The 20,516-nt window shown below is 56.3% G+C and carries 20 protein-coding genes and 1 tRNA gene; 10 read left to right on the top strand and 11 right to left on the bottom strand.

From position 1 onward, the window contains the following. Positions 1 to 124: 124 nt before the first annotated feature. From O2597_RS16500 to pyrF, 6 genes are all read right to left on the bottom strand, one after another. Positions 125 to 319 carry an SGNH/GDSL hydrolase family protein gene (locus O2597_RS16500; RefSeq protein ID WP_269526585.1) on the bottom strand — a complete coding sequence of 65 codons (195 nt, stop codon included), beginning with the start codon at positions 317 to 319 and terminating at the stop codon, positions 125 to 127. 11 nt (positions 320 to 330) lie between these two features. After that, positions 331 to 846: a hypothetical protein gene (locus O2597_RS16495; RefSeq protein ID WP_269526584.1), complete on the bottom strand. Its 516-nt coding sequence runs from the start codon at positions 844 to 846 to the stop codon at positions 331 to 333. Between the two features lie 115 nt (positions 847 to 961). Further along, positions 962 to 1,714: an EI24 domain-containing protein gene (locus tag O2597_RS16490; RefSeq protein WP_269526583.1), complete on the bottom strand. Its 753-nt coding sequence runs from the start codon at positions 1,712 to 1,714 to the stop codon at positions 962 to 964. A gap of 127 nt (positions 1,715 to 1,841) precedes the next feature. Next, positions 1,842 to 2,636, bottom strand: coding sequence for a thymidylate synthase (locus O2597_RS16485; RefSeq protein WP_269526582.1), 795 nt, complete (start codon positions 2,634 to 2,636; stop codon positions 1,842 to 1,844). Between the two features lie 34 nt (positions 2,637 to 2,670). Further along, positions 2,671 to 3,390 carry a 2-C-methyl-D-erythritol 4-phosphate cytidylyltransferase gene (gene ispD / locus O2597_RS16480; protein ID WP_269526581.1) on the bottom strand — a complete coding sequence of 240 codons (720 nt, stop codon included), beginning with the start codon at positions 3,388 to 3,390 and terminating at the stop codon, positions 2,671 to 2,673. 44 nt (positions 3,391 to 3,434) lie between these two features. Continuing rightward, on the bottom strand, positions 3,435 to 4,133 hold the full coding sequence (gene pyrF, locus O2597_RS16475) for an orotidine-5'-phosphate decarboxylase (protein WP_269526580.1): 699 nt from the start codon (positions 4,131 to 4,133) through the stop codon (positions 3,435 to 3,437). Between the two features lie 91 nt (positions 4,134 to 4,224). Here pyrF and ispE point away from each other — a divergent pair, with 91 nt between their 5' ends. The 4 genes from ispE (at position 4,225) to O2597_RS16455 (ending at position 8,393) form a co-directional block, all read left to right on the top strand. Next, the gene (gene ispE, locus O2597_RS16470) at positions 4,225 to 5,130 is read left to right on the top strand and encodes a 4-(cytidine 5'-diphospho)-2-C-methyl-D-erythritol kinase (RefSeq protein WP_269526579.1); all 906 of its coding nucleotides are present in this window, start codon (positions 4,225 to 4,227) and stop codon (positions 5,128 to 5,130) included. A 68-nt stretch (positions 5,131 to 5,198) separates the two neighbouring features. Next, positions 5,199 to 6,956 carry a phosphoenolpyruvate--protein phosphotransferase gene (gene ptsP, locus O2597_RS16465; RefSeq protein WP_269526578.1) on the top strand — a complete coding sequence of 586 codons (1,758 nt, stop codon included), beginning with the start codon at positions 5,199 to 5,201 and terminating at the stop codon, positions 6,954 to 6,956. A 27-nt stretch (positions 6,957 to 6,983) separates the two neighbouring features. Then, complete coding sequence (locus O2597_RS16460) at positions 6,984 to 7,949, top strand: D-2-hydroxyacid dehydrogenase (RefSeq protein WP_269526577.1); 966 nt, start codon at positions 6,984 to 6,986, stop codon at positions 7,947 to 7,949. Positions 7,950 to 8,006: 57 nt separating this feature from the next. Further along, on the top strand, positions 8,007 to 8,393 hold the full coding sequence (locus tag O2597_RS16455) for an Hpt domain-containing protein (protein ID WP_269526576.1): 387 nt from the start codon (positions 8,007 to 8,009) through the stop codon (positions 8,391 to 8,393). A 198-nt stretch (positions 8,394 to 8,591) separates the two neighbouring features. Here the strand turns inward: O2597_RS16455 and O2597_RS16450 are convergent, their stop codons facing one another. Next, on the bottom strand, positions 8,592 to 10,442 hold the full coding sequence (locus O2597_RS16450) for an SLC5/6 family protein (RefSeq protein ID WP_269526575.1): 1,851 nt from the start codon (positions 10,440 to 10,442) through the stop codon (positions 8,592 to 8,594). A gap of 98 nt (positions 10,443 to 10,540) precedes the next feature. Between O2597_RS16450 and O2597_RS16445 the strand changes: the two genes are divergently transcribed. Together O2597_RS16445 and O2597_RS16440 are read left to right on the top strand one after the other, a co-directional pair. Next, positions 10,541 to 11,653, top strand: a complete 1,113-nt coding sequence (locus O2597_RS16445) for an LptF/LptG family permease (RefSeq protein WP_269526573.1) — start codon at positions 10,541 to 10,543, stop codon at positions 11,651 to 11,653. A gap of 13 nt (positions 11,654 to 11,666) precedes the next feature. After that, positions 11,667 to 12,788 carry a class I SAM-dependent rRNA methyltransferase gene (locus O2597_RS16440; protein ID WP_269526572.1) on the top strand — a complete coding sequence of 374 codons (1,122 nt, stop codon included), beginning with the start codon at positions 11,667 to 11,669 and terminating at the stop codon, positions 12,786 to 12,788. A 148-nt stretch (positions 12,789 to 12,936) separates the two neighbouring features. On the opposite strand, the gene O2597_RS16435 is transcribed toward O2597_RS16440, so the two are convergent. Beyond that, positions 12,937 to 13,021: transfer RNA gene (locus tag O2597_RS16435), tRNA-Leu, on the bottom strand. A 201-nt stretch (positions 13,022 to 13,222) separates the two neighbouring features. Between O2597_RS16435 and O2597_RS16430 the strand changes: the two genes are divergently transcribed. The 3 genes from O2597_RS16430 to O2597_RS16420 are packed head-to-tail and all read left to right on the top strand — an operon-like array spanning position 13,223 to position 16,206. Further along, the gene (locus O2597_RS16430) at positions 13,223 to 14,905 is read left to right on the top strand and encodes a hypothetical protein (RefSeq protein WP_269526571.1); all 1,683 of its coding nucleotides are present in this window, start codon (positions 13,223 to 13,225) and stop codon (positions 14,903 to 14,905) included. An 18-nt stretch (positions 14,906 to 14,923) separates the two neighbouring features. Next, on the top strand, positions 14,924 to 15,967 hold the full coding sequence (locus O2597_RS16425) for a Gfo/Idh/MocA family protein (RefSeq protein ID WP_269526570.1): 1,044 nt from the start codon (positions 14,924 to 14,926) through the stop codon (positions 15,965 to 15,967). 14 nt (positions 15,968 to 15,981) lie between these two features. Next, positions 15,982 to 16,206, top strand: coding sequence for an FmdB family zinc ribbon protein (locus tag O2597_RS16420; protein WP_269526569.1), 225 nt, complete (start codon positions 15,982 to 15,984; stop codon positions 16,204 to 16,206). Positions 16,207 to 16,251: 45 nt separating this feature from the next. Here the strand turns inward: O2597_RS16420 and O2597_RS16415 are convergent, their stop codons facing one another. From O2597_RS16415 to O2597_RS16405, 3 genes are all read right to left on the bottom strand, one after another. After that, positions 16,252 to 16,977, bottom strand: coding sequence for a phosphoadenylyl-sulfate reductase (locus O2597_RS16415; RefSeq protein ID WP_269526567.1), 726 nt, complete (start codon positions 16,975 to 16,977; stop codon positions 16,252 to 16,254). 116 nt (positions 16,978 to 17,093) lie between these two features. Further along, positions 17,094 to 18,290, bottom strand: coding sequence for a saccharopine dehydrogenase family protein (locus tag O2597_RS16410; protein ID WP_269526566.1), 1,197 nt, complete (start codon positions 18,288 to 18,290; stop codon positions 17,094 to 17,096). A 39-nt stretch (positions 18,291 to 18,329) separates the two neighbouring features. Next, positions 18,330 to 19,607: a hypothetical protein gene (locus O2597_RS16405; protein WP_269526565.1), complete on the bottom strand. Its 1,278-nt coding sequence runs from the start codon at positions 19,605 to 19,607 to the stop codon at positions 18,330 to 18,332. 305 nt (positions 19,608 to 19,912) lie between these two features. On the opposite strand from O2597_RS16405, the gene O2597_RS16400 reads away from it, so the two are divergent. Next, positions 19,913 to 20,476, top strand: a complete 564-nt coding sequence (locus tag O2597_RS16400; protein WP_269526564.1) for an iron-sulfur cluster assembly protein — start codon at positions 19,913 to 19,915, stop codon at positions 20,474 to 20,476. Positions 20,477 to 20,516 lie beyond the last annotated feature (40 nt).

Raw genomic sequence — 20,516 nt, 5'->3', positions numbered from 1 at the left:
CGCGAAGGCAGCTGCCCACCACCAATAACAACATCCAACAACCTTCCAGTCTGGACTTCCATCCGAAGCTCCACTGGACTACATCTAAACAATCACTGCAACCTGTCCAAGGTTCGGGTCCACTTCAGAAGCTGGTGGTGGCACGCGCATAGCCCAAACGGTCCGCGAGGTATTCATGCCAGAGGTCGCCGCCGGGATCCGTGAAGCGAAAGCTGTAGAAACCGCCGTCCGAAAGGCTGTCCCCGAATACGACCATGTTGGCCGAGTGCATACGTCCGGCAATGAGACAGAACCAGAGTATGAGGACGGCGCGGCACATGGCGCGTGAGTTTAGTCTTTCGTGTCCGAATCCGTCAGGTGGACGGGTTCCGCCTTTCTCAATTGGAAGGGCTTGCGGATCCAACCGAGCAGGCCGGATTCCTCCTTCTTGATTTCCATTTCCGCATCCTGTAAGGCGGATTCCCAGGCAGATCCGAATCCGGGGGCGCGGGCGTGCATGATACGTACGGCCTTTTCGTAGAGGTGCAGCGTGCGCAGTTCGGCCCGGCCCGGCTTTTGTTTATAAGCGGCCACGGTTTCGCCCAGATTGGCCAGTTGGGCTTTAAGCTGGTCGATTTCACCCTGGAGGGACTCGTTTCCCTTTGAGTTGATTTCCGTCTGGGTCAGGATGTGTCGGCGTAGGTTTTCAATCTCGGACTGCAGTTTCAGGGCTTCCGCCGAGGCCTTGATTTTGAGTGTGCGCAGTTGCACGAGTCCGCGTGTCCAAATGAAGAACGCGACGGCCAATCCGCCGAGTAATCCAATGACCCATGCTTGGGTGAAAAAGTTCTGGAGAGTTTCTGCCATGACAAACTACGGGTGAATGAATCGGGGAAATCCAATTCAGAATAAATCTATCGGAAAAACGGCCGCTTGTCTAAGCAATAAACAGCATGATCTCGTGGCTTCCTGGAGAGGATTTCTAATGACTGGCGGCATCGTCGGATTCGAGCATGCGGATACCAAACACGATACCCGCCACCACGGAATAGGTGGGCGCCAGAAACCATCCGACCAAGGGGACGACGAGAAAGAGGAAGCCGACAATGGAGAAGACCAGCATGGGGATGAATTCCCGTCGCATCTGGGCAAAGGCCTCTCTGGGACTGAAGCCGCGGCGTTCGAGGTAGGGGTCCACATAACCGACCGAACCGAGGAAGAGTTGTGTCGGAACAAAGAGGAAAAAGCTGAGAATTGAACCGATGAGGGGGATGAATCCGAGCAACAGTCCCAGTAAGAGTGTTCCGATTGACGCGAGCACCGCGTACAGGGTGATTGTCAGCGGTCGCAAAAGCGACTCCCAGAGGGGGCGCTCGCTCTCACTGGCGTGCCCGATGACGGTGCGTTCCGCCTGCATGGAAAGACGTTCGAGAAAGGGGCCATAGCACACGAGAACCAGGTTCCGGTAGAGGACATAGCCGGTGCCAAACACACCGCACATCATGACCAGCACGACCAGCCAGCGCAACCAGACCGCCCCGCCTTCGGAGCCCGAAAGCCGGGATTCCGCTACGGTGCCCAGATAGTAGGAGAGTCCTCCAAACCCGAACAGCAATGCCGGCATAAGGCCGATGCTCAGTGCCAGGGGCAGGAGCAGATAGCGCCAATACCCGTGCTGCCAGAGGATGCGGTGGGCTTGCTTGTAGGCAAATGCGGTATCGGAGAAGGCTTTCATCGTGTGCAATGATGACAAAGCCTAACTTGTGCTCAATGCGCTATTTGAGGCACGTTTAAAATCGGGGCCGGCTATTTGCAAAGTCGCGGACGGTAGCAAACTCTGTGAATCGAGAGGATTGCGATGGCTAGACCGCAATCGGTGCCTTGATGGCCGGATGCGGGTCATAATTGACCAGCTTGAAATCCTCGTAACGGAATCCGTCGATGGTCTTAACCTCCGGATTCAGTTTCATTTGGGGCAGGGGACGCGGTTCGCGGGAGAGTTGTTCTTTCGCCTGGTCCAGATGGTTGGCGTAGAGGTGCAGGTCGCCAAAGGTATGGATGAACTCCTTGGGCTTTAAGTTGCAGACCTGTGCGACCATCATGGTCAGCAAGGCATAGGAGGCGATATTGAAGGGAACACCGAGGAAGATGTCGGCGCTGCGCTGGTAGAGTTGACAGCTCAGTTCACCGTTGGCCACGTAGAACTGGAAGAGCGCGTGGCAGGGCGGCAGGGCCATGTGCTTGAGCTCGCCGGGGTTCCATGCGCAGACGATATGACGGCGACTATCGGGATTGTTCCGGATGGTGTCGATGACCTCCGCGATCTGGTCGATGCGGCTACCGTCGGGTGCCTGCCAGTCGGTCCATTGGGCACCGTAGACACGTCCCAGGTTGCCGTCCTTATCGGCCCACTCGTTCCAGATGCTGACCTTGTTCTCATTCAGGTAGCGAATGTTCGTGTCTCCCTTGAGGAACCAGAGCAGCTCATGGATAATGGAGCGCAGGTGCAGCTTCTTGGTCGTGAGCAGGGGAAAGTCGGGGGCCAGTGAAAACCGGGCCTGTGCTCCGAAGACGGAGTAGGTGCCGGTGCCGGTGCGGTCGTCACGGTAGGTGCCGTGGTCAAGGACGTGTTGCAGAAGGTCGAGGTAAGAACGCATGGATGAATGTGTAAAGTGGTCGTCGAATATCGGCTTAGGCCCGGGCTTGACTGGTCTGTTTATGCAGCAGCCATTCGATGTACTCCAGGTCTTCGGGGGTGGTTAATTTCGGGTTGGGGTCGGGATCGGGCACGATGGTGATGGATTTTCCAATCTTGGCAAGTGCCGCCGTATCGTCCGTGACTTTCAAGCCTTCGGCATAGATATGATCGTAGGCGGCCATGATGCTCTGGTAACGGAAGGCCTGTGGGGTCTCCATGGCCCAGAGACGGCTACGGTCGAGATCTTCAGCTGTCGTATCCTTGAGGCCTCCCGTTTCCGGCAGACGCTTAATGGTATCCGTTACCGGTTTCGCCAGGACGGCGGCATCGCTGGACTGCAAGACCTCATAAAGTGACTGCAGGGCGCGGACGGAGATCAAGGGACGCGCGCAATCGTGGATGAAGACCGTCCGGCAGTCCGGGGTCTGAGAGAGTAGGCCATGACGTACGGAATCCTGACGCTCGGACCCGCCTTGCACCCATTCGACCGGCTTGTCCTGCAGGTTGATTTCGCGCAGAGGATAGGCGAGGGCGCTTTGCTGTTCGGCATCGCGGTAAACGATGGTAAAGCGGTCCACGAATTTCGCGTCGAGAAATGCCTGGACCGAGTAGTTGATGGCGGGAATGCCGTGCAAGGGAGCCAGGATTTTATCCGTTACGGTACCCTTCATTCGTTGGCCGCTGCCGGCCGCGAGTAGGATGACTGCTATCATTAATTATGGCGTGTCTGTGATGCCTCCGCGGCAATCAGAATAATCTATGCCAATTCCGCCTGAATTGCCCGGGCCGCCTCGGCCGGATCGGCGGCCTTCAGGATGGGGCGACCGACGACAATGAAGTCCGATCCTGCGGCGGCGGCATCGGCCGGTGTCATGATACGCTTCTGCTCGTCCGCGGAACTGCCCTTGGGGCGGATGCCCGGAGTTACTATGATCGGGTCATCGCCAAAGCTGGCGCGCAGCGGCGCGAGCTCGAGCGAAGAGCAGACCAGGCCCTGAGCTCCGGCGCCCAGGCTGAGCTTGGCCAGATGCCGGACCTGTTCTTCGGGGCTGGCGTTCACATTGAGGGAGCGCAGTTGAGGGGCATCCATCGAGGTCAGCACGGTGACTGCCAGCAGGTTCATGGAGGGGGCATATTCATTGCGGGCCCGGTTGGCCCATTCGATCATTTCCGCACCCCCGGATCCATGCAGGGTCAACAAGTCGACCGGCAATTGGGAGATGCTCTGAACCGCCTTGGCCACGGTATTCGGAATGTCATGCAGCTTGAGGTCGAGAAAGACATGGTAGCCCTTGTCAGCCACTTCCCGGACAAAATCCGGTCCGTAGGCGGTGAACAGCTGCAGGCCGATCTTAACCCAGCCGAGGGAATCACCGAGGCGCTCCAACATCGCAAGGGCATCAGCGCGTGTTTCAAGGTCCAGAGCGAGAATCAGTTGGCAATTGTCTTTAGGCATGAGCGCTGAGTAAGCTAAGTTCAGCTCTGGCTGCAAAGCGAAATCTGGATTTTTTCTGGCATCGTCACGCAGAGTGTTCATTAAGAGACAGATGCTGCATTCGCACGCCAGTCATCCGGCCCCGGTTTCCCTGCGCTCTCCGGCGAAGGTGAACCTCATGCTGTCCGTCTGCGGACGTCGTGCAGACGGGTTTCACGACTTGGTTTCGGTGGTGACCGCCCTAGATTTTGGCGATCAGCTGACCGTGTCATCCTCCAGTGATGGACATCAATTATCCTGCGGAAACGGGGAGGTCCCCATAAGCGAAGATAATTTGATTCTCCGCGCGGCTCGGGTCTTTGATCGGGCGATGGGCCGGCCGACCGCTTTCAACTTCGAATTGGACAAACAGATCCCCATGGGGGCCGGCCTAGGCGGCGGCAGCAGTAATGCCGCAATTGCCTTGAAGGCGATGAACCAACTGAGTGGTGAGCCGTTTACGGAGGACAGCTTACGTGACATGGCGGCGGAAATCGGTTCGGATTGCCCGTTTTTCGTTGAAGGCAGGCCTGCCGTGATGCGAGGACGCGGCGAACGGCTCGAAACCTTGACCGAAGCAGTTCGGCAGCGTCTGTCGGGACTGCCTGTTCTGGTCTTCAAGCCGGAGTTTAGCGTAGCGACCGCTTGGGCCTACGGTCAATTGGCCTCCGCGGCACCCCGCTATTATGAGAGCTCAGAAGAGGCGGAGGCCCGACTTCAGGCGTTTCTCGGCGGTGGACCGCTGCCTGAACTGCTATTCAACTCATTTGAAGCCGCGATCTGTCAAAAATTCCTGGGATTGCGCTGCCTGCTCGATTCTTTGCGGAAAAAGTCCGCTCATTGCTTGATGAGCGGCAGCGGCAGTGCATGCTTTGTGATCGGCACCTGCCAAGCGGAGCGCTTCGAGCAGGAGAGGGAAATTATCTATGATGCCTTCGGGAAGGACGTATTTTGTATTGAAACATTCGTTAGCGCTTAAAATACTCACTCAAACGGCTGAAACATCGTCCCCGAGCTTCAGCCCATTTTACTCATTTCCCTGTCCTAGTGTCCGATCATAAAGCAAAGAAAGAGGTTGTCCTTGAAGGGATTGCCGCATCGCCCGGCGTCGCTCACGGCAAGGCCTTTCTCTTTCTCCAAAAGCAGGTCGACGTTCCCTGCTATGATATCAAGGCGGATGCGGTCGATGCGGAACTGGAGCGCTTGGATCAGGGAATTGTCCAGACGCACAAGGAAATTACCGCGGTTCGCAATAAAGTCGCCAAGTCACTAGGGGAGGGGGAAGCGCTGATTTTCGACGCGCACCTGATGGTGCTGGAAGACAATGCCTTGATTGACGAGGTCGTCTCGGACGTGCGCAAACAGAAGAAGAATGTCGAATTCTGCTTCAACAAGGTCGTCAACCGCTACATCCAGTTTTTTAGCACGGTAGAAGACGAATACCTGCGCGAGCGTGTTTCGGACATTCGCGATGTCTCCCGCCGCCTGTTGCACAACCTGACCGGTTCGAAGAAGGCATCACTTTCGAACCTGGCGGGTGACAGTATCGTGGTTTCCGAGGACATCAGCCCTTCGGATACGGCTGACCTGGATCGACACAACCTGTTGTCCTTCGTCACCGACGCCGGGGGCAAGACCAGCCACTCGGTCATCATGGCCCGTTCGATCGGAATCCCGGCTGTGGTTGGCTTACATAATGCCACCGATCAGATCAAAACCGGGGATGACATCTTGGTGGATGGTTATGATGGACTGGTCATCATCAATCCGACCGAGGAACGTCTCTTTCAGTATGGCAAACTGGCAACGGAGCGCCGAAAACTGGAGGCCATCTACACCACGGTGCTGGATGAGCCCAGCGAAACCAGGGATGGTGTGCCGATTGCGATCATGGCCAACATCGAAGGGGCTCAGGAAATGAAGCAGGTTGCTTCGATGCGGGCCGACGGGGTGGGTTTGTTCCGTACCGAAGGCATTTTCCTGCGTAGCCACGGTTATCCCAGCGAAGAAGAGCAATACGAGGAGTATGCGGCGGCCGCCAAGGCGGCCGATGGCAAGCCGGTGATTATCCGTACCCTGGACATCGGCGGGGATAAGACGATCGGTGGCGAATCGGAGGAGGACAATTCCTTCCTGGGCTTCCGTGCGATCCGTTTTTGCCTCGAGAACGTCGACATTTTCAAGACACAGCTACGCGCCATACTGCGTGCGAGCGCCGTGGGCAACGTAAAGCTGATGTATCCCATGATCAGCGGACTGCGCGAGTTGATGCGGGCCAATGATGTGCTCAAGGCGGTCAAAGCCGAACTGCGGCAAGAGGGGCTTGCGTTTGACGACGCGATGGAAATCGGTGCAATGATCGAGGTTCCCAGCGCGGTGACCGTGATTGACCTGCTCTCGCGAGAAGTCGATTTCTTCAGCGTGGGGACGAACGACCTGATCCAGTACCTCATGGCTGTGGATCGCTTGAACGACAGGGTCGCCCATTTGTATGAGCCGACGCATCCTGCGGTCATCCGGACCTTGAAGCAAATCATCGATGGGGCCAAGTTGGAGGGTAAGCCGGTCAGCGTCTGTGGCGAAATCGCCGGTGACCCGATATTCGCCAGCATTCTGCTCGGTCTAGGTGCGCAGTCCCTGAGCCTGACCTCCAGCCTTTTACCTGAGGTGAAATATTTTATCCGCAAAATGGATTCGGCCAAGGCGAAAGAGCTGGTTCAAGAGGTGCTCGGTATGGATGACGCGCATTCCATTCTTTTGAGGCTGGAACGCTTCCAGTCGGAAACGATCGGGGATTTGATTTAGTCCGCTTCGTCGTTTCATAGTAGGTCCATGAAAATTGTTATACTCGACGCGGGGACTCTTGATTTTGACGAGACAGCTTGGGAAGCCTTTCAGCGTTTCGGTGAGGTTGTGATTTACGACAAGACCGGTGCGGACCCGGACGAAGTGCTGGCGCGCATTGAAGGTGCGGATGCCGTCTTCACCAATAAAGTCCCCCTGTCGGAGGCTGTCTTTGAGAAGGCCGGGGCACTCCGCTTTGTCGGCGTCCTGGCGACGGGATACAATGTAATCGACCTTAATTCGGCTTCGAACGCCGGTGTCACAGTTTGCAATGTGCCTGCCTATTCCACGGCGACTACCTCCCAGCATGCTGTCGCGCTCATACTGGAACTCTGCAACCAGGTCGGCCGGCACAGTCAGTCCGTCCACGAAGGCGACTGGGTTCGCAGTCATCACTTCACTTACTGGAAACAGGCGCCACTCGAATTAGAAGCCATGACGGTCGGGATCGTTGGTTTTGGGACAATCGGGCGGCGGGTCGCTTCGACGCTGCACGCCATGGGCGCGCGGATCATGGCCTCGGCTCGCCGGCAACGGAACACCCCGGATTATCCGGGCTTTGAATGGGCCGACAACGAAAGCATTTTTGAATCCGCCGACCTGGTCTCGCTGCATTGTCCGCAAACCCCGGAAAATACGGGTTTCGTGAATGCGGATCTTCTCTCCAGAATGAAGCCCGGCGCACTGCTGGTGAATACGGCCCGAGGTGGCCTGATTGAAGAGGCGCATCTGGCTGCGGCCTTGCACTCCGGGCGCCTGCGTGGCGCGGCCCTCGATGTCCTCACGAAGGAACCGATGACGCCGGACTGTCCGCTACTGGGCGCTCCAAACTGTTACATCACGCCGCACATTGCCTGGGCCAGCGAACCTGCCCGCCGCCGACTGATAGACATCTCAGTTCAGAATCTGGAACAATTTCTTCAGGGCCTGTCGACGAATGTCGTAAACGGTTAGAAAAATATCGCCAGCCGCGCGAGGATGGGCTCTAATCCGCTACAGATGCCTGAGTCCATGTCGATACCTGAAATTGCCTTTGATGACTCGCTTCCGCACATGGACCGCGAGCAGATCGACATGTTGTTGATGGTCGACGATGACGAGGATCCGACAAGTCTGCTTCGTGAACTCTTCGGACTATTCGAAATGGAAGGGAAGGAGAAGATGGAGAGCTTGCACCAGGTCTGCGTGGACAATGACCAGACGGCCTTGCGCAAGATCGTACATTTCGTGGCAGGCAGTGCCGGCAACCTGGGTTTGTCCCGGCTCTGTCTTTTTTACCGTGCGATTGAGCATGCCGTGGACGAGGGACGCTTTTCGACGATCGCTCATTGCGAAATGCCGGTTTTGAAGTCCTTCGAAAAGGCCTGCGACTCGTTTCGTAAAGAGTTCGAGATTTAACGCCTGCCTATCCGGCTGGCCGGGCGGCTACTCTTTCACGTCGGGTGTTTCCTGCTCAAAACCGTGGACGTGTTCGGTTTCCTCCGGAATTGTAAGGACTTTATAGATACACCAAACGAATAAACAGGTGACTGAGCTTATTGAAGCTACGAGCATGATCCAACCGCCGAGTGTCATAAGTATCCTTTCTTTTTTCTCTTAGTCTTCAATGACTGACGCCTGCAGGCGTTTTGATGTGGCGACTAGCAGTACGCACAGTAGAGCGAATGCCAGTATGATTGCGATCGCACCCCAAGCCACCGCATTGGGCGGCGAATCTTCGTTTCCAGTCAGGAGCAAGACGTATTTCGAGATCTCGCCGCCGGCAAGTCCGAAGAAACTCTGTAGCACAAAGATTCCGAAAATAAGGATCAACAGGACCGGAGAGACATACTTCATGATAAACTTGAAGACGCGGGGAATTGAGATCGCCGCACCCCGATGTGCTTCAATCAACCCACGGTCCACGCCGAATACCCAACTGAAGATGATGATTTGAATGGTGGCCAACATGTAGATGAGAACCGTGCCCACCCAGAAGTCCATGGTATCCAACGCAATGGTATCGGCGCTGAAATAAGTGACGTAGCCGGTGCCTACCGCGGTAATGAAACCGAGAAGGGAGACACTCTGCTTGCGGCTCAGATTCAAGGCTTCCTCCAGGAAAGCGATGCCGGGCTGCAGCATGGAGAGGGAACTGGTGACCGCCGCGAGAAACAGCAGGAAAAAGAAAAGGAAGCCGAATAGCAGCCCGCCGGGCATGACGGAAAAGACATTGGGCAGCGCTATGAAGCCGAGAGCAAAGGTGCTCGTCATGCCGGCCAGACCGGACATGCCGAGGAAGGCGTAGGCAGCAGGGATACTCATGATACCTCCTATGCCGACTTCGGCAAATTCATTGGCGCTAGTTGCCGCCAAGCCGCTGAGCACGATATCATCATCCCGTTTCATGTAACTGGAGTAGGTGATGATGACGCCGAAGCCGACAGACAGGGAGAAGAAGATCTGCCCGGCTGCAGCCAGCCAGAGACGACCGTGAAAAAGCTGCTCCAATAGCCCGACTTTCTCGATTGACAAGGGCGGAAACTGCGCGTCGAGGACGTCGAGAAGTGCGGAAAGGTCGACCGGGGAACCGTCCTCTGGGAGGGATACGCCTTCCGGCAGGGTTCCGGAGGCGAGGGCGTTTTCACGCAGGCTCTCGCGAGCCGCGACGGCATCGTCCGCATCGTTGCGGGCACGGGGACCGACAAATTCGCGCACCCGTTCGACTTGGATGGCCCCGCTATCATCGGTGTATTCGCGCACAAGGAAGGTCTTAGTCGGATTCCACATGAAACCGAGGCCGTTCTTGATGTTGTTTTCGGGGTGTGCCGGATCCGGTGCCCCCAGGGTCAAAACCCGAAGGACGATCACGAGCGCAATCACTACGAGTAGCGGAACCGCGTATTTACAGAAGAACTCAATACCTTTGGACAGCCCCCGGTAAATAAGGAAAAAGTTCAGGGCGAAGGAGAAAATCAGGAAGAAGCCGACTTGCTTGAGGCCGAAACCGATGCCGGAGCCATGTTCATTCATGCCGGTGAACTGCTTGAGAAAGCCTAGGGATTCATCCGCCGTGGGGAAATCCATGTTTCCGAAGAGGAAGTTCACCGAATACCCGAGACACCAGGATTCAATCAGCACGTAGTACATGTAGATAATGACAGGCACGACGACCCCGATGATGCCGAGCCACTTCCCTAGAGGATGCCGCGAAATACGCCCCATAATGCCAGGACATGAGTTGAAACCCCATTGTCCCCCGAAGCGCCCCATGGTCCACTCAGCCCAGCAAATTGGCAAACCGATGAGTAGAAAGGAAATGAAATAGGCGATCATGAAGGCGCCGCCCCCATATTCCGCGACCTGTCCGGGAAAGCGGAGGAAATTACCGAGGCCCACTGCGCTGCCGGCTACTGCGAGAATCACACCGAGGCGGGAATTCCAGGATTCTTTCTTGGTCGAAGACATGTTGTTAAGTATCTAGTTGCAGCAGCTTTATGCATGCCAGAAAAAAATCTCCTCAAACGGAGTGACTTTGCCGTCCGCGCTGTCCTAATGTAAGCACGATGTCTCTGTTCGATCGATATATCTTCAAGGAGTGGCTATTGGGCTTCACGCTCGCGCTCGGGGTAGTGCTTGGTATCCTGATCCTGCAGAACATGTACGACTCTCTGCCCGACCTGCTTGAGAATGGTGCCAGCATCCGGCAGATCCTGTTTTACTACAGCCTATCCCTGCCGACCTACCTGCCGACGATCCTGCCCATCACCTTTTTGGTATCCTTGCTCTTTTCTCTCGGGAGCCTGCACCGAAACAACGAGATTATCGCGATGCGGGCTTCGGGGGCCAGCCTGTTCCGGATCAGCCGTTCCTTATGGGGCGTCGGGCTTTTCCTGTCTGTGCTCGTCCTTTACCTCACGGCTGCGGTCGTGCCCAAGGCCGTGGAGCAATCGCGTGTCTTCTTTGACAACCTCAGTTTTGAGGCCGACGAGAAGGATCGGGATGAGAAGGATGTCGGCCTGGTCTATCACCTGGGATTCGACAACCAGAAGGCGGGTCGACTCTGGTTCATGAACCGCTTTAGCGAGCGAGCCTGGCTCGGCCTGGGAGTAACGGTTCATACCCGGGATGCCAATAATTTCGAAGTGGGGCGTATCTCTGCCCGTGAAGCGTATTTTGACGACACCTTGCGGCGCTGGGTCTTTATCGATGGCCGGGAATTGATGATCGATCCGGAAACCGGTGACCCACTGCGCACGGTTCCCTTTGAGCGCAAAGAGATCGAGGAATTTGATGAGGATCCGAGCTTGATGCTGGCCTTGCACAAGAAACCAAAGGAGCTCTCGCTCTTCGAGTTACGCCGGATCATCCGTACGCTGCCCCCGGAAGAGAACCCCGTCGTCTTCAGTTACCTCGTACGCTACTACATGCTTCTTGCCGCGCCCTTCAGCTGCTTGGTCGTGGTCGGGATTGCCGTGCCGTTTGCCGTATCCGGCGTTCGCACGAACCCGATGATTGGCGTCTCCAAGTGCATGGGCCTGTTCCTGATTTTTTACGTACTGGTCAGCATGACCTCCATACTCGGGGAGCGACAAATGGTGCCTGCCTGGCTTGCCGCATGGATTCCGAATGCGGTCATGCTGGGAATGGCCGTGGTTCTGTACCGCAAGGCCCGCTAGCCCAAAGATTGCCATGAACGCCACGTACACACTTCCGGAAGGCGCTGCCTTGCCGCAGCCTTGGTATCAATTGTCCGACTTGCCGGGCCTGGCAGACGTGATACTCGACGGCACCAGCCTGACGCTTCTCTCGTCGGACGGACATGTGTTCGGTACCGGCATTCTGGACCGCAGGGACCCTCTGGCTGCCTGGCGCCGATTCAGCCCGTCCGACACGGTGGCATGGGATGAATCCTACCTCTCGCTTGCCCTGCAGGATGCACTGGAGCGCCGTGCGGAAGAGGCCTGCCAGCGTTTGGTCAACTCGGATGCCGACTACTTGCCGGGTTTTATCGCGGAGTGTTATGGGGATGTCCTTTTGCTTTCGGCCGAAACCGCTGCCGCGGATGCCAGCTTGCCTCTCATGATCGAACTGTTCCGCGAGCACTTTGATTTCAGGGAAATCGTACTCATGCATGCGGGGGAGTGTCGTCGAGCCTTTGGCTTGCCGCTTGAATTGAAAACGGTGAGCGGCAACAACCTGAAAGGTTTCTGGGTAGATATTGACGGGCTTTCCTACCGGATCGATCCACTTAGGCCGGAGAAGCCCGGCTTTGTACTCGATTTGCGCGAGCAGCATGCACTGGTGGGGAGTCTCTGTGCAGGGCGTCGCGTGCTCAGCCTCGGCGAGGGGCAAGGAGCCTTTGGCCTTCAAGCTCTACGTGCCGAAGCGGAGCTGGCGCACGCAGTGACGCCGGATGAGGTCGCATCAAAGGCCATCGGTGCAAATGCGCAGAAAAACGGTCTCGGCTTGTCGACGGAGTGCGCGCCCGCAATGGCCTATCTGGAATCCTGCCAAGCGGCTGACTACGATGCGCTGGTACTTGAGCCCTCGGTCATGATGGCCCCTGCGCAGTGGGTCCGCATGCACCGACTCGCACTCCAAGCTTTGGCCCCGGGAGGGATACTGGCGACATACTGCCGGATCCCGGATGGAACGAGTGCAGTATTTGAAAGCGCACTACGCGAGAGCTTCGCTGTGGAAGGTCGTGAGGGGCGGGTGTTTGCCGCGGTCGGCCAGCCGTTTGATTTTCCCTGGCTTATGCAACTGCCTCAGACCAAGCCTCTGGGCGGTTTTATCCTACAAGTCGAATAAGGGGTCAAGAGGGCAGCCCAAGCACTTGTCGGGCATCACACGGGGCATTACGTCGCTTCCTGCCGCGGGCAGCGTACAGCTTGGCCCTTTCACGTACAAGGATGCGAGGGATGTAGGCACAAAAAAACCGGGCCGAAGCCCGGTTTAATGGTGGTCGAGGCGGGACTTGAACCCGCACGCCTCGCGGCACATGACCCTTAATCATGCGTGTCTGCCAATTCCACCACTCGACCGAATGATGGTGCCGAAGCACTGAGGAAGTGGAAGGTGATAGGGCTCATTTTTGGGAGATCAATATAAATATTCAAAAAAATGCACGAAACTTTAAAAGAGAATGCTCGCCCTTGAATCTGGCATAGGTTTTTCTAGGCATAAATCCGCATCTACTCTCCCTTGCACGTGCCTGAATTTAGGTGCGTTTTTCAAAAATTACTATGACAGAGCCGTCTTCGCAATCTTCCGAGTCCAACAAGAAAGAGCCCGCACTCGATCTTCAGTCGCTGTCCGGTTTGGATTTTGGGCCCTCTTGGGCTGACGAGAAATCCAATCAATCCAAATACAAGGACTATCAGGGGCGGCCGCAGCGATCCGGCGGGAAAGGCAAGCCCAAGGGGCGTGACCGCCGTCAGGGCGGGGCACCCATCCGTAAAGGCGGTCCGGATTCGGACCGCGGCGGACGTGGGCCGCGTGCCGGGGGAGAGCGCCGCAAGTTTGACCGTGCGCCCCGCGAGCAATTTGAGCCGACGGTAAAGGTGGATATCTATCCGCAAGATGAAGCCTTCGACGCGCTTATCAAACGCCTGCGTGCGACGGCACGGACCTATCAACTTTTTGAGATCGCACACTTGCTGCTGGAAAAGCCGGAGCGTTTCGTGGTTGTGGTCAGCAATAAGAAGTCGGCTGACGGGCAGACGGCACCGCTTTTCTTTTCCGTACCGGGACATCTGCCCTTTGAAACCGAAGAAGCGGCGATCAATCACGTACTGTCCAATCATCTCGACCTCTTTTTCGAGATTGAGGAAATTGAAGTGGAGGCACCTAAGGGGAACTTCCCCATGGTGAATCGTTGTACTTTGACGGGTGAGCTGCTGGGACCACCGAACTATCACCGCTATCAGGAGTTTGTGCAGCGACACTATGCCAACCGCATACAAGGCATGTCCTACGACCACTACCTGTCCAAGATTGAGACGGTCAAGGACGAGGAGTTGATCCAAGCTTGGATGGAGGCCATGAAAAAGGGCGCGCGTTATGTCCTCAAGGATCGCGCGGAGGGGGAACCGGAAGCATTGGAGTCACTTGATGCCGTTCGCTACTTCCTGCTCCAGCACCGTAAGGATAAGATCGTCGGCTCAGGGGAATCCATCCGCTTCGCGGGGCGTGACATCGAGCGGCTGCCCAAAGGCAACATCCGCCGATCAGTTGAAACCTATGTTGAACAACAGCAGCGCTTCCCTCTGGATTCGGCTAATAATATTCGCGGTCGTTTACGCCGTCACAAATTCACCGTGTACAAAAAGGGCTCGAAAGGCGTCTCCTTCGTCTGCGCAGTCAAGCGCAGGTTCCGCGACAGCCAAAGCACGTTTACCGATTCGATCGGGGCGCTGATTGATTTTATCGAAAAGAATCCGAATGTGCCGGCATCCAAGCTCCCCAAGCTGTTTATCGGCATCGATACCGAGAAGCATCAGCCCCAAAAGCTAAAGATGGCCGACGAGTCATCCGCGGATGCAGGCGCAGCCGAAGCAACCGAAGGCACAGAGGCCGAGGCGGAAGAAACTCCTGTCGCCACAACGCCCTCGGAGATTAAGCCTAAGGAAGAACTCTCGGCTGAAGAACAGGCTAAGCTCAACCAGTTGATGTTGGATCTTCGCTGGCTAATAACCGAAGGCTACGTCACCGAATACGGGGACGGTCGTCTTTTTGCCCCCGAACCCATGCCCGAACCGAAGGCCAAGCCGGAGGCTGCAGCAGCACTTACTGCGGTTGAGGAAAAATCAGAAGCCGAAGCCCCTGCCGAACCGGAGGAAGCCCCAGTTGCCGAGAGTCCGAGTGAAACGGCGGAGTCAGTGGCGCCGGAATCGGATGCGAGCGAGGATGCGAGCCCCAAGGCCTGATTTAAAGGAGAGAGCACCATGATTACCAAGCGTCGTATCCGATGGGGCATTTTGGCCGCCGGAGATATTGCGCATGTTTTCGCCGGCGCCTTTGCGCAATGTGAGGGGAGTGAACTCGTCGCTGTGGCGAGTCGTGACGCGTCCCGGGCCTCAGAATTCGCCAAGAAGTTTAGCCTCGATAAGGCGTATGACAGCTACGAAGCCATGCTCGAGGATCCAGATGTCGAAGCCGTCTACATCGCGACCTTGCATCCTTTCCACCTCGAGTGGATTCTGAGGGCTGTGCATGCGGGCAAGCATGTACTCTGCGAGAAGCCCCTTTGCATGAATCTCCGAGAGGCGAAGGCCGCCCAAAAGGCAGCCCGTGAGAATCGTTGCATACTAAGGGAGGCCTTCATGTACCGTCACCACCCGCAGAGCCAAAAAATCTGCGATTGGATCACCAGCGGCGCAATTGGGCGGGTGCGAATGATAGATGCCAGCTTTTGCTTCAACAACAAGGGCAAGCCGGATTCGCGACATGAAGCCAAGGAACTCGGAGGCGGCTCAATCCTGGATTTGGGCGGTTACGTCATGTCCTTCGCCCGGATGGTGGCCGGGCGGGCAGTGGGGCGGCCCTTCTCCGAACCATTGGAGTTGAAGGCGGTAGGGCACATCAGCCCGCAAAGCCATACGGACATGTGGACCTCTGCCAGCCTCCGCTTTGAGGGTGACATTCTGGCCAGCCTTTCCGCGGCGATGCATGTGCGTAAGGAAAATCAGGCGGTTATCAGCGGCGAACGGGGCCGTATCGTGGTCGAGTCGCCCTGGTTCTGCAGTGGTGCGGTGCGCCTGCAAATGGATGAGGGGGCTGAAGAAGTCTGGACCTCATCGACGGATCGTAGCCTCTACGCGTACGAGATCGATGCATTTGCGGCGGAGTTGTGCGGCATTCCGGTCGCTTCGGACGAGGTGGGGATGCGCTTCGACGACACTCTTGGAAATATGAAGGCTCTCGACTGGTGGCGCAGTGAAATCAGCTTGCGTTACGATGCGGATGCGCCAACAGATCGAAACGTCTAACCTATTGAACCGATATGCCGATTTACGTTTACGAAACGATTCCCGCCAAGGCCGGCGAAAAGCCGGTTCAATTCGAGCTACAACAGTCCATGCGTGACGAAGCGCTCAAAACACACCCAGAAACAGGGCAACCGGTGCGCCGGCTCATCTCGGGTGGCTTTGGCTACCTTGATAAGGGCAAGTCACACAGTGGACATGACCACGGGCACTGCTGCGGCGGCTCCTGCGGATGCCACTGATACCACCGGCCAGAGATCCGAAGCATTTCAGGCAAGTCTGCCCTTCTAGATCTGGTAGTCCGCTCCGCCAGTGACCTCATGCAAGCCACATTCGCGTTTCAAGCCATTGAAACGGGTCTGTTCCGCAGTCATGCCTTCTCCGAGCTTGGAGGTGCTGTGCCAGTCGCCGACTGAAACATACCCCTGATCCCAAAGCGGGTGATAAGGAAGATTGTTTTCCGACAAGTAGCGGTAGATGTCGCGATCACTCCAGTCGATGATCGGGTAAATCTTGGTTGTCTTGTTTTGTTGCTCGACCACACTCCGTCCTTCACGCGAGGAGGCTTGGTTGCGGCGCAGCCCGGACAACCATGCGCTTGCCCCGAGCTCTTTGATGGCTCGGTTCATCGGTTCGACCTTGTTCATACGGTTGTACCGTTCCAGGCCTTCCAGCCCCTCTTCCCAGAGTTTGCCGAAGACCGCTTCCTGGTGTGCCGCCGACTTTAGCGGATGGTAGGTCCGCAGGTTCAGGTTGAGGCGTTCGGTCAATTCTTCCGCAAAACGATAGGTCTCCGGAAAGAGGTAGCCCGTATCGATGAAGATCACGGGGACGTCCGGTATCAGGGAGGTCACCAGGTGCAACATCACCGCACTTTGGACTCCAAAGCTGGTGCTCAAGACCAAACTGTCGCCATAGGTCTCGCACGCCCAACGCACGCGATCGACTGCTGAAGCGGTCTCTATTTCGGCGGGTGGCTGTACGGATTTTGCATGGATCTCTGCCTGACTCATATGTCATATCTTTAGTTCTTGAGTAATAAAGTCAAGATAACCCCCGCGATTTTGATCAAAAAAAAGACGGCCATCCAAGAGACGGCCGTCTTTGTCAAATTCGGGTGACAGCGAACTTATTCGACCGGCAGGTCGATGACCTGCCACGGCAGGCCGCGGAGGTTCAACTCTTCCATGAAGGGGTCCGGATCGTTTTGCTCCATGTTCCACACGCCGGGTTGTTTCCACAGTCCACGTAGGATCATTTGGGCGCCGATCATCGCGGGCACCCCGGTTGTGTAGCTGATCGCCTGGCTGGAGACCTCACGATAGCATTCTTCATGGTCGCAGGTATTGTAGATAAAGACGCGCTTCTTCTTCCCGTCTTTCACGCCCACAATGTCGCAACCGATACAGGTTTTTCCCTTGGTGCGTGGCCCCAGGCTCGCGGGGTCCGGAAGCACGGCCTTGAGGAATTCGATCGGCTGAACCTTCTGGCCGTTGAAGTCGATCGGTTCGATGGAAGTCATCCCGACATTCTCCAGGACCCGCAGGTGTGTGAGATATTTCTGCGAAAAGGTCATCCAGAACCGGATACGCTTGAGGCCCTTGATATTCTGGCAAAGCGACTCCATTTCCTCATGGTAGAGCAGGTAGGCATCCTGTGGTCCGACAACCGGAAAGTCGTAGACCTGATGAATGCTCATGGCCGGGATTTCCTTCCATTCACCTTGTTCCCAGTATCGACCGTTTTGGGTGATCTCGCGGATGTTGATCTCCGGGTTGAAATTGGTGGCGAAATGATGGCCGTGGTCACCGGCATTGGCATCGAGGATATCGATGGTTTCGATTTCGTCGAACAAATGCTTCTGTGCGTAGGCGCAGAATACATTGGTCACGCCGGGGTCGAAGCCGGAGCCAAGCAATGCGGTCAGGCCGGCTTCCTTGAAGCGGTCCTGGTAGGCCCATTGCCATTTGTATTCAAATTTGGCTTCTTCCGGTGGTTCGTAATTTGCGGTATCCAGATAATCAACGCCCGCAGCGAGACAGGCGTCCATCAGGGGCAGGTCCTGGTAGGGCAGCGCCACATTGATCACCAAGTCCGGCTGTTCCTCCTGAAGGAAGGCCGTGGTGCTCTCCACATTGTCCGCATCAATGGAGGCCGTCCGGATGTGGCGCCCCTGCTTGGCTTCGATGTCTTTGGCGATGGCTTCGCACTTGGAAACGGTACGTGACGCAAGGATGATTTCCTCGAAGATTTCAGGCAGCTGGGCGCACTTGTGGGCAACGACATTGCCGACGCCTCCGGCACCGATAATTATGACTTTAGGCATGCCAGAATCTTAAGTCGGCTTCAGCCGGAACAGACAAGATTATTTGATCTCCGTGGTCTGTGTTTCGGCGACATTTTCACCGGGGAATTCAAGGGCTGCCGTACCGATTTCGATGGTACGTTGGCTCGCTTTAGAAATGGCGGAAAATTTGTAGCTTTCTAGGGGAGCGTTTCCGTCTTCTTCAAGCATCAGAATAGCATCGCTCAGGACCTTGGGTAGATTCTCGAGATCGCCTTTGTAGGATGAGAGCACGAAGGAGCCCGCTGAAAGCTTGAGCTTGGAATTATCAAACAGAGTCGATTCCAACAGGCAGGCGATGCGGGCCGCACGACCGGCATCGGTGATGGCTCCCGCTTCAACCTGAAAGACATACGGAGTGGGGAGTGCCGCCAGGCGATCGATCGTATGTTGCGGGTCCGATACGAGCAGACTGCTTGGCATGAAATGCGTGCGACCGGACTCAGCGATCGCGCTCCCTGTTGCCTCGACCGGGACTTCCGTTTCCGGAGCACTTTCGGACGACGGGGCTTCCGCGACTTTTTCCGCGCTTGGCGTTTCCGCCGATTCGACCATTTCCGCCCCGGTCGAGGCGGTCGACTGCAGGCCCTCATACAGGTCCTGGACCGCATTGACCGGCAACACCTGGTTGGCCACGAGTTCGAATGTCTCCAGATCCATCGCACCCATCCGCATCAGACCCTGGTCGGAGCCCAACTCGGGGACGATGATTTCGATCACGAGCAAAGCCGTGTGCTTCGAGTTCTCCGCTTGGTCGGCGTATTTGAAGGCGTAGCCTGCGCCACCGTCCTTTTGGACCAGTTCGATGTCCTGCGGGACCGAAACACTGAAGCGTGTGCCGTCCAGTTCGATCAACTTGTCATAGGCGGCATTGCGCTGGGCCGAACTGGCCGCAACATGGGCGCCGTTCACCTGTATGAAGACCTGATCAAAGAGGATGTCCTCGTAATCAGCATCCCAGCAGGATTGAAGTACCTTGCCAGCCGAAGCGGCAAAGGCCTCATCATAGTCCACCGGAACCGGTAGCTCGATATTATACTTCCGGGATGCGGCGATGGCCGCTTCGGATGCACGTACTTTGGCTGTTTCGTAAATCGCTACCAAACTGGTCTGGGCTTCCAATTGGACGGCCTCGGCTGCCTCGATCATTTCTTTACCACGCGCCCGTATGGCGGCCATATTTTCATGGGGATCGAGTTTCGAAGGCTGGCGCTCGGACAAGTGGCGCCCCGCCCTGATATCGGACGCTGCCTGTTCGAGTATGCGCTCGTATTTCAAGACTTCACCACGTTCGGACATGGTTAAGTAGGCGTTAAAAGCAGCGCGCTGCTCCAAGATGCTAAAATCGACCGTTTCGGCAGCAGACTTCTTAGCTGCAGCAAGGGGGGCCTGAAACAGCAGAGCGAGAATTATCGAAGGACCAACGATCCTGAAAATATTCATAGTGACATGCGGGGCGGTTAAATCTGGTATTCTTGTATAAATTCAGTTTTTTGTCTCGAAAAGCCAATATAAATATTTCCCTGTTTCCCGTCAGGGCCCAGTTTCTAGCGGGTAGGGGGAGATAAATCAGCACATTAAAGGTTTTATCCCAACAAAGACTTATGAGTTTTAATGAAGAATTTACGTTAGGCCGCGACACGCCGGCCACCATTATCCCCGCCGGTGAAGAACAGGTGTTACCGGCCGGCACACGTGCCGTGATTTCCCAGGCCTTGGGGGGCACGGTTACCATTCGTACGGATTCCGGACTGTTTCGTATTGCCAGCAAGGATCTCGATGCGCTGGGGGCGGCCGCTCAAGCTCAATTGGCGGGCGAAGCCAGTCAGCCCGCAGAGCAGGAGGCCGGTCCCTTCAACGAAACACAGGTCTGGGATGCGATGAAACAATGCTATGACCCGGAGATTCCGGTGAATATCGTCGACCTGGGGCTGATCTACGACTTACAGCTCCTGGAGCCTGATGCGGACGGCAAACATGCGGTGCGCGTGAAAATGACGCTGACTGCGCAGGGCTGCGGCATGGGGCCGGTCATCGCGAATGACGCGAAACAACGAATTGAAGCCCTTTCCGGCGTGAGTGAGGCACAGGTCGACATCGTGTGGGATCCGCCCTGGACACCGCATATGATTTCAGACGAGGGGCGCAAGAAGCTCGGTCTGGAGTAGGAGAACGCGTCTTGCAGACAAAGCTCCTTTGAAAGGGGAT

It is taken from the genome of Coraliomargarita parva (assembly GCF_027257905.1).
Taxonomy (GTDB): Bacteria; Verrucomicrobiota; Verrucomicrobiia; order Opitutales; family Coraliomargaritaceae; genus Coraliomargarita_A; species Coraliomargarita_A parva.
Note: the sequence above shows the minus strand (reverse complement) of the source record. Positions and strands in the feature narration are given on the sequence as shown.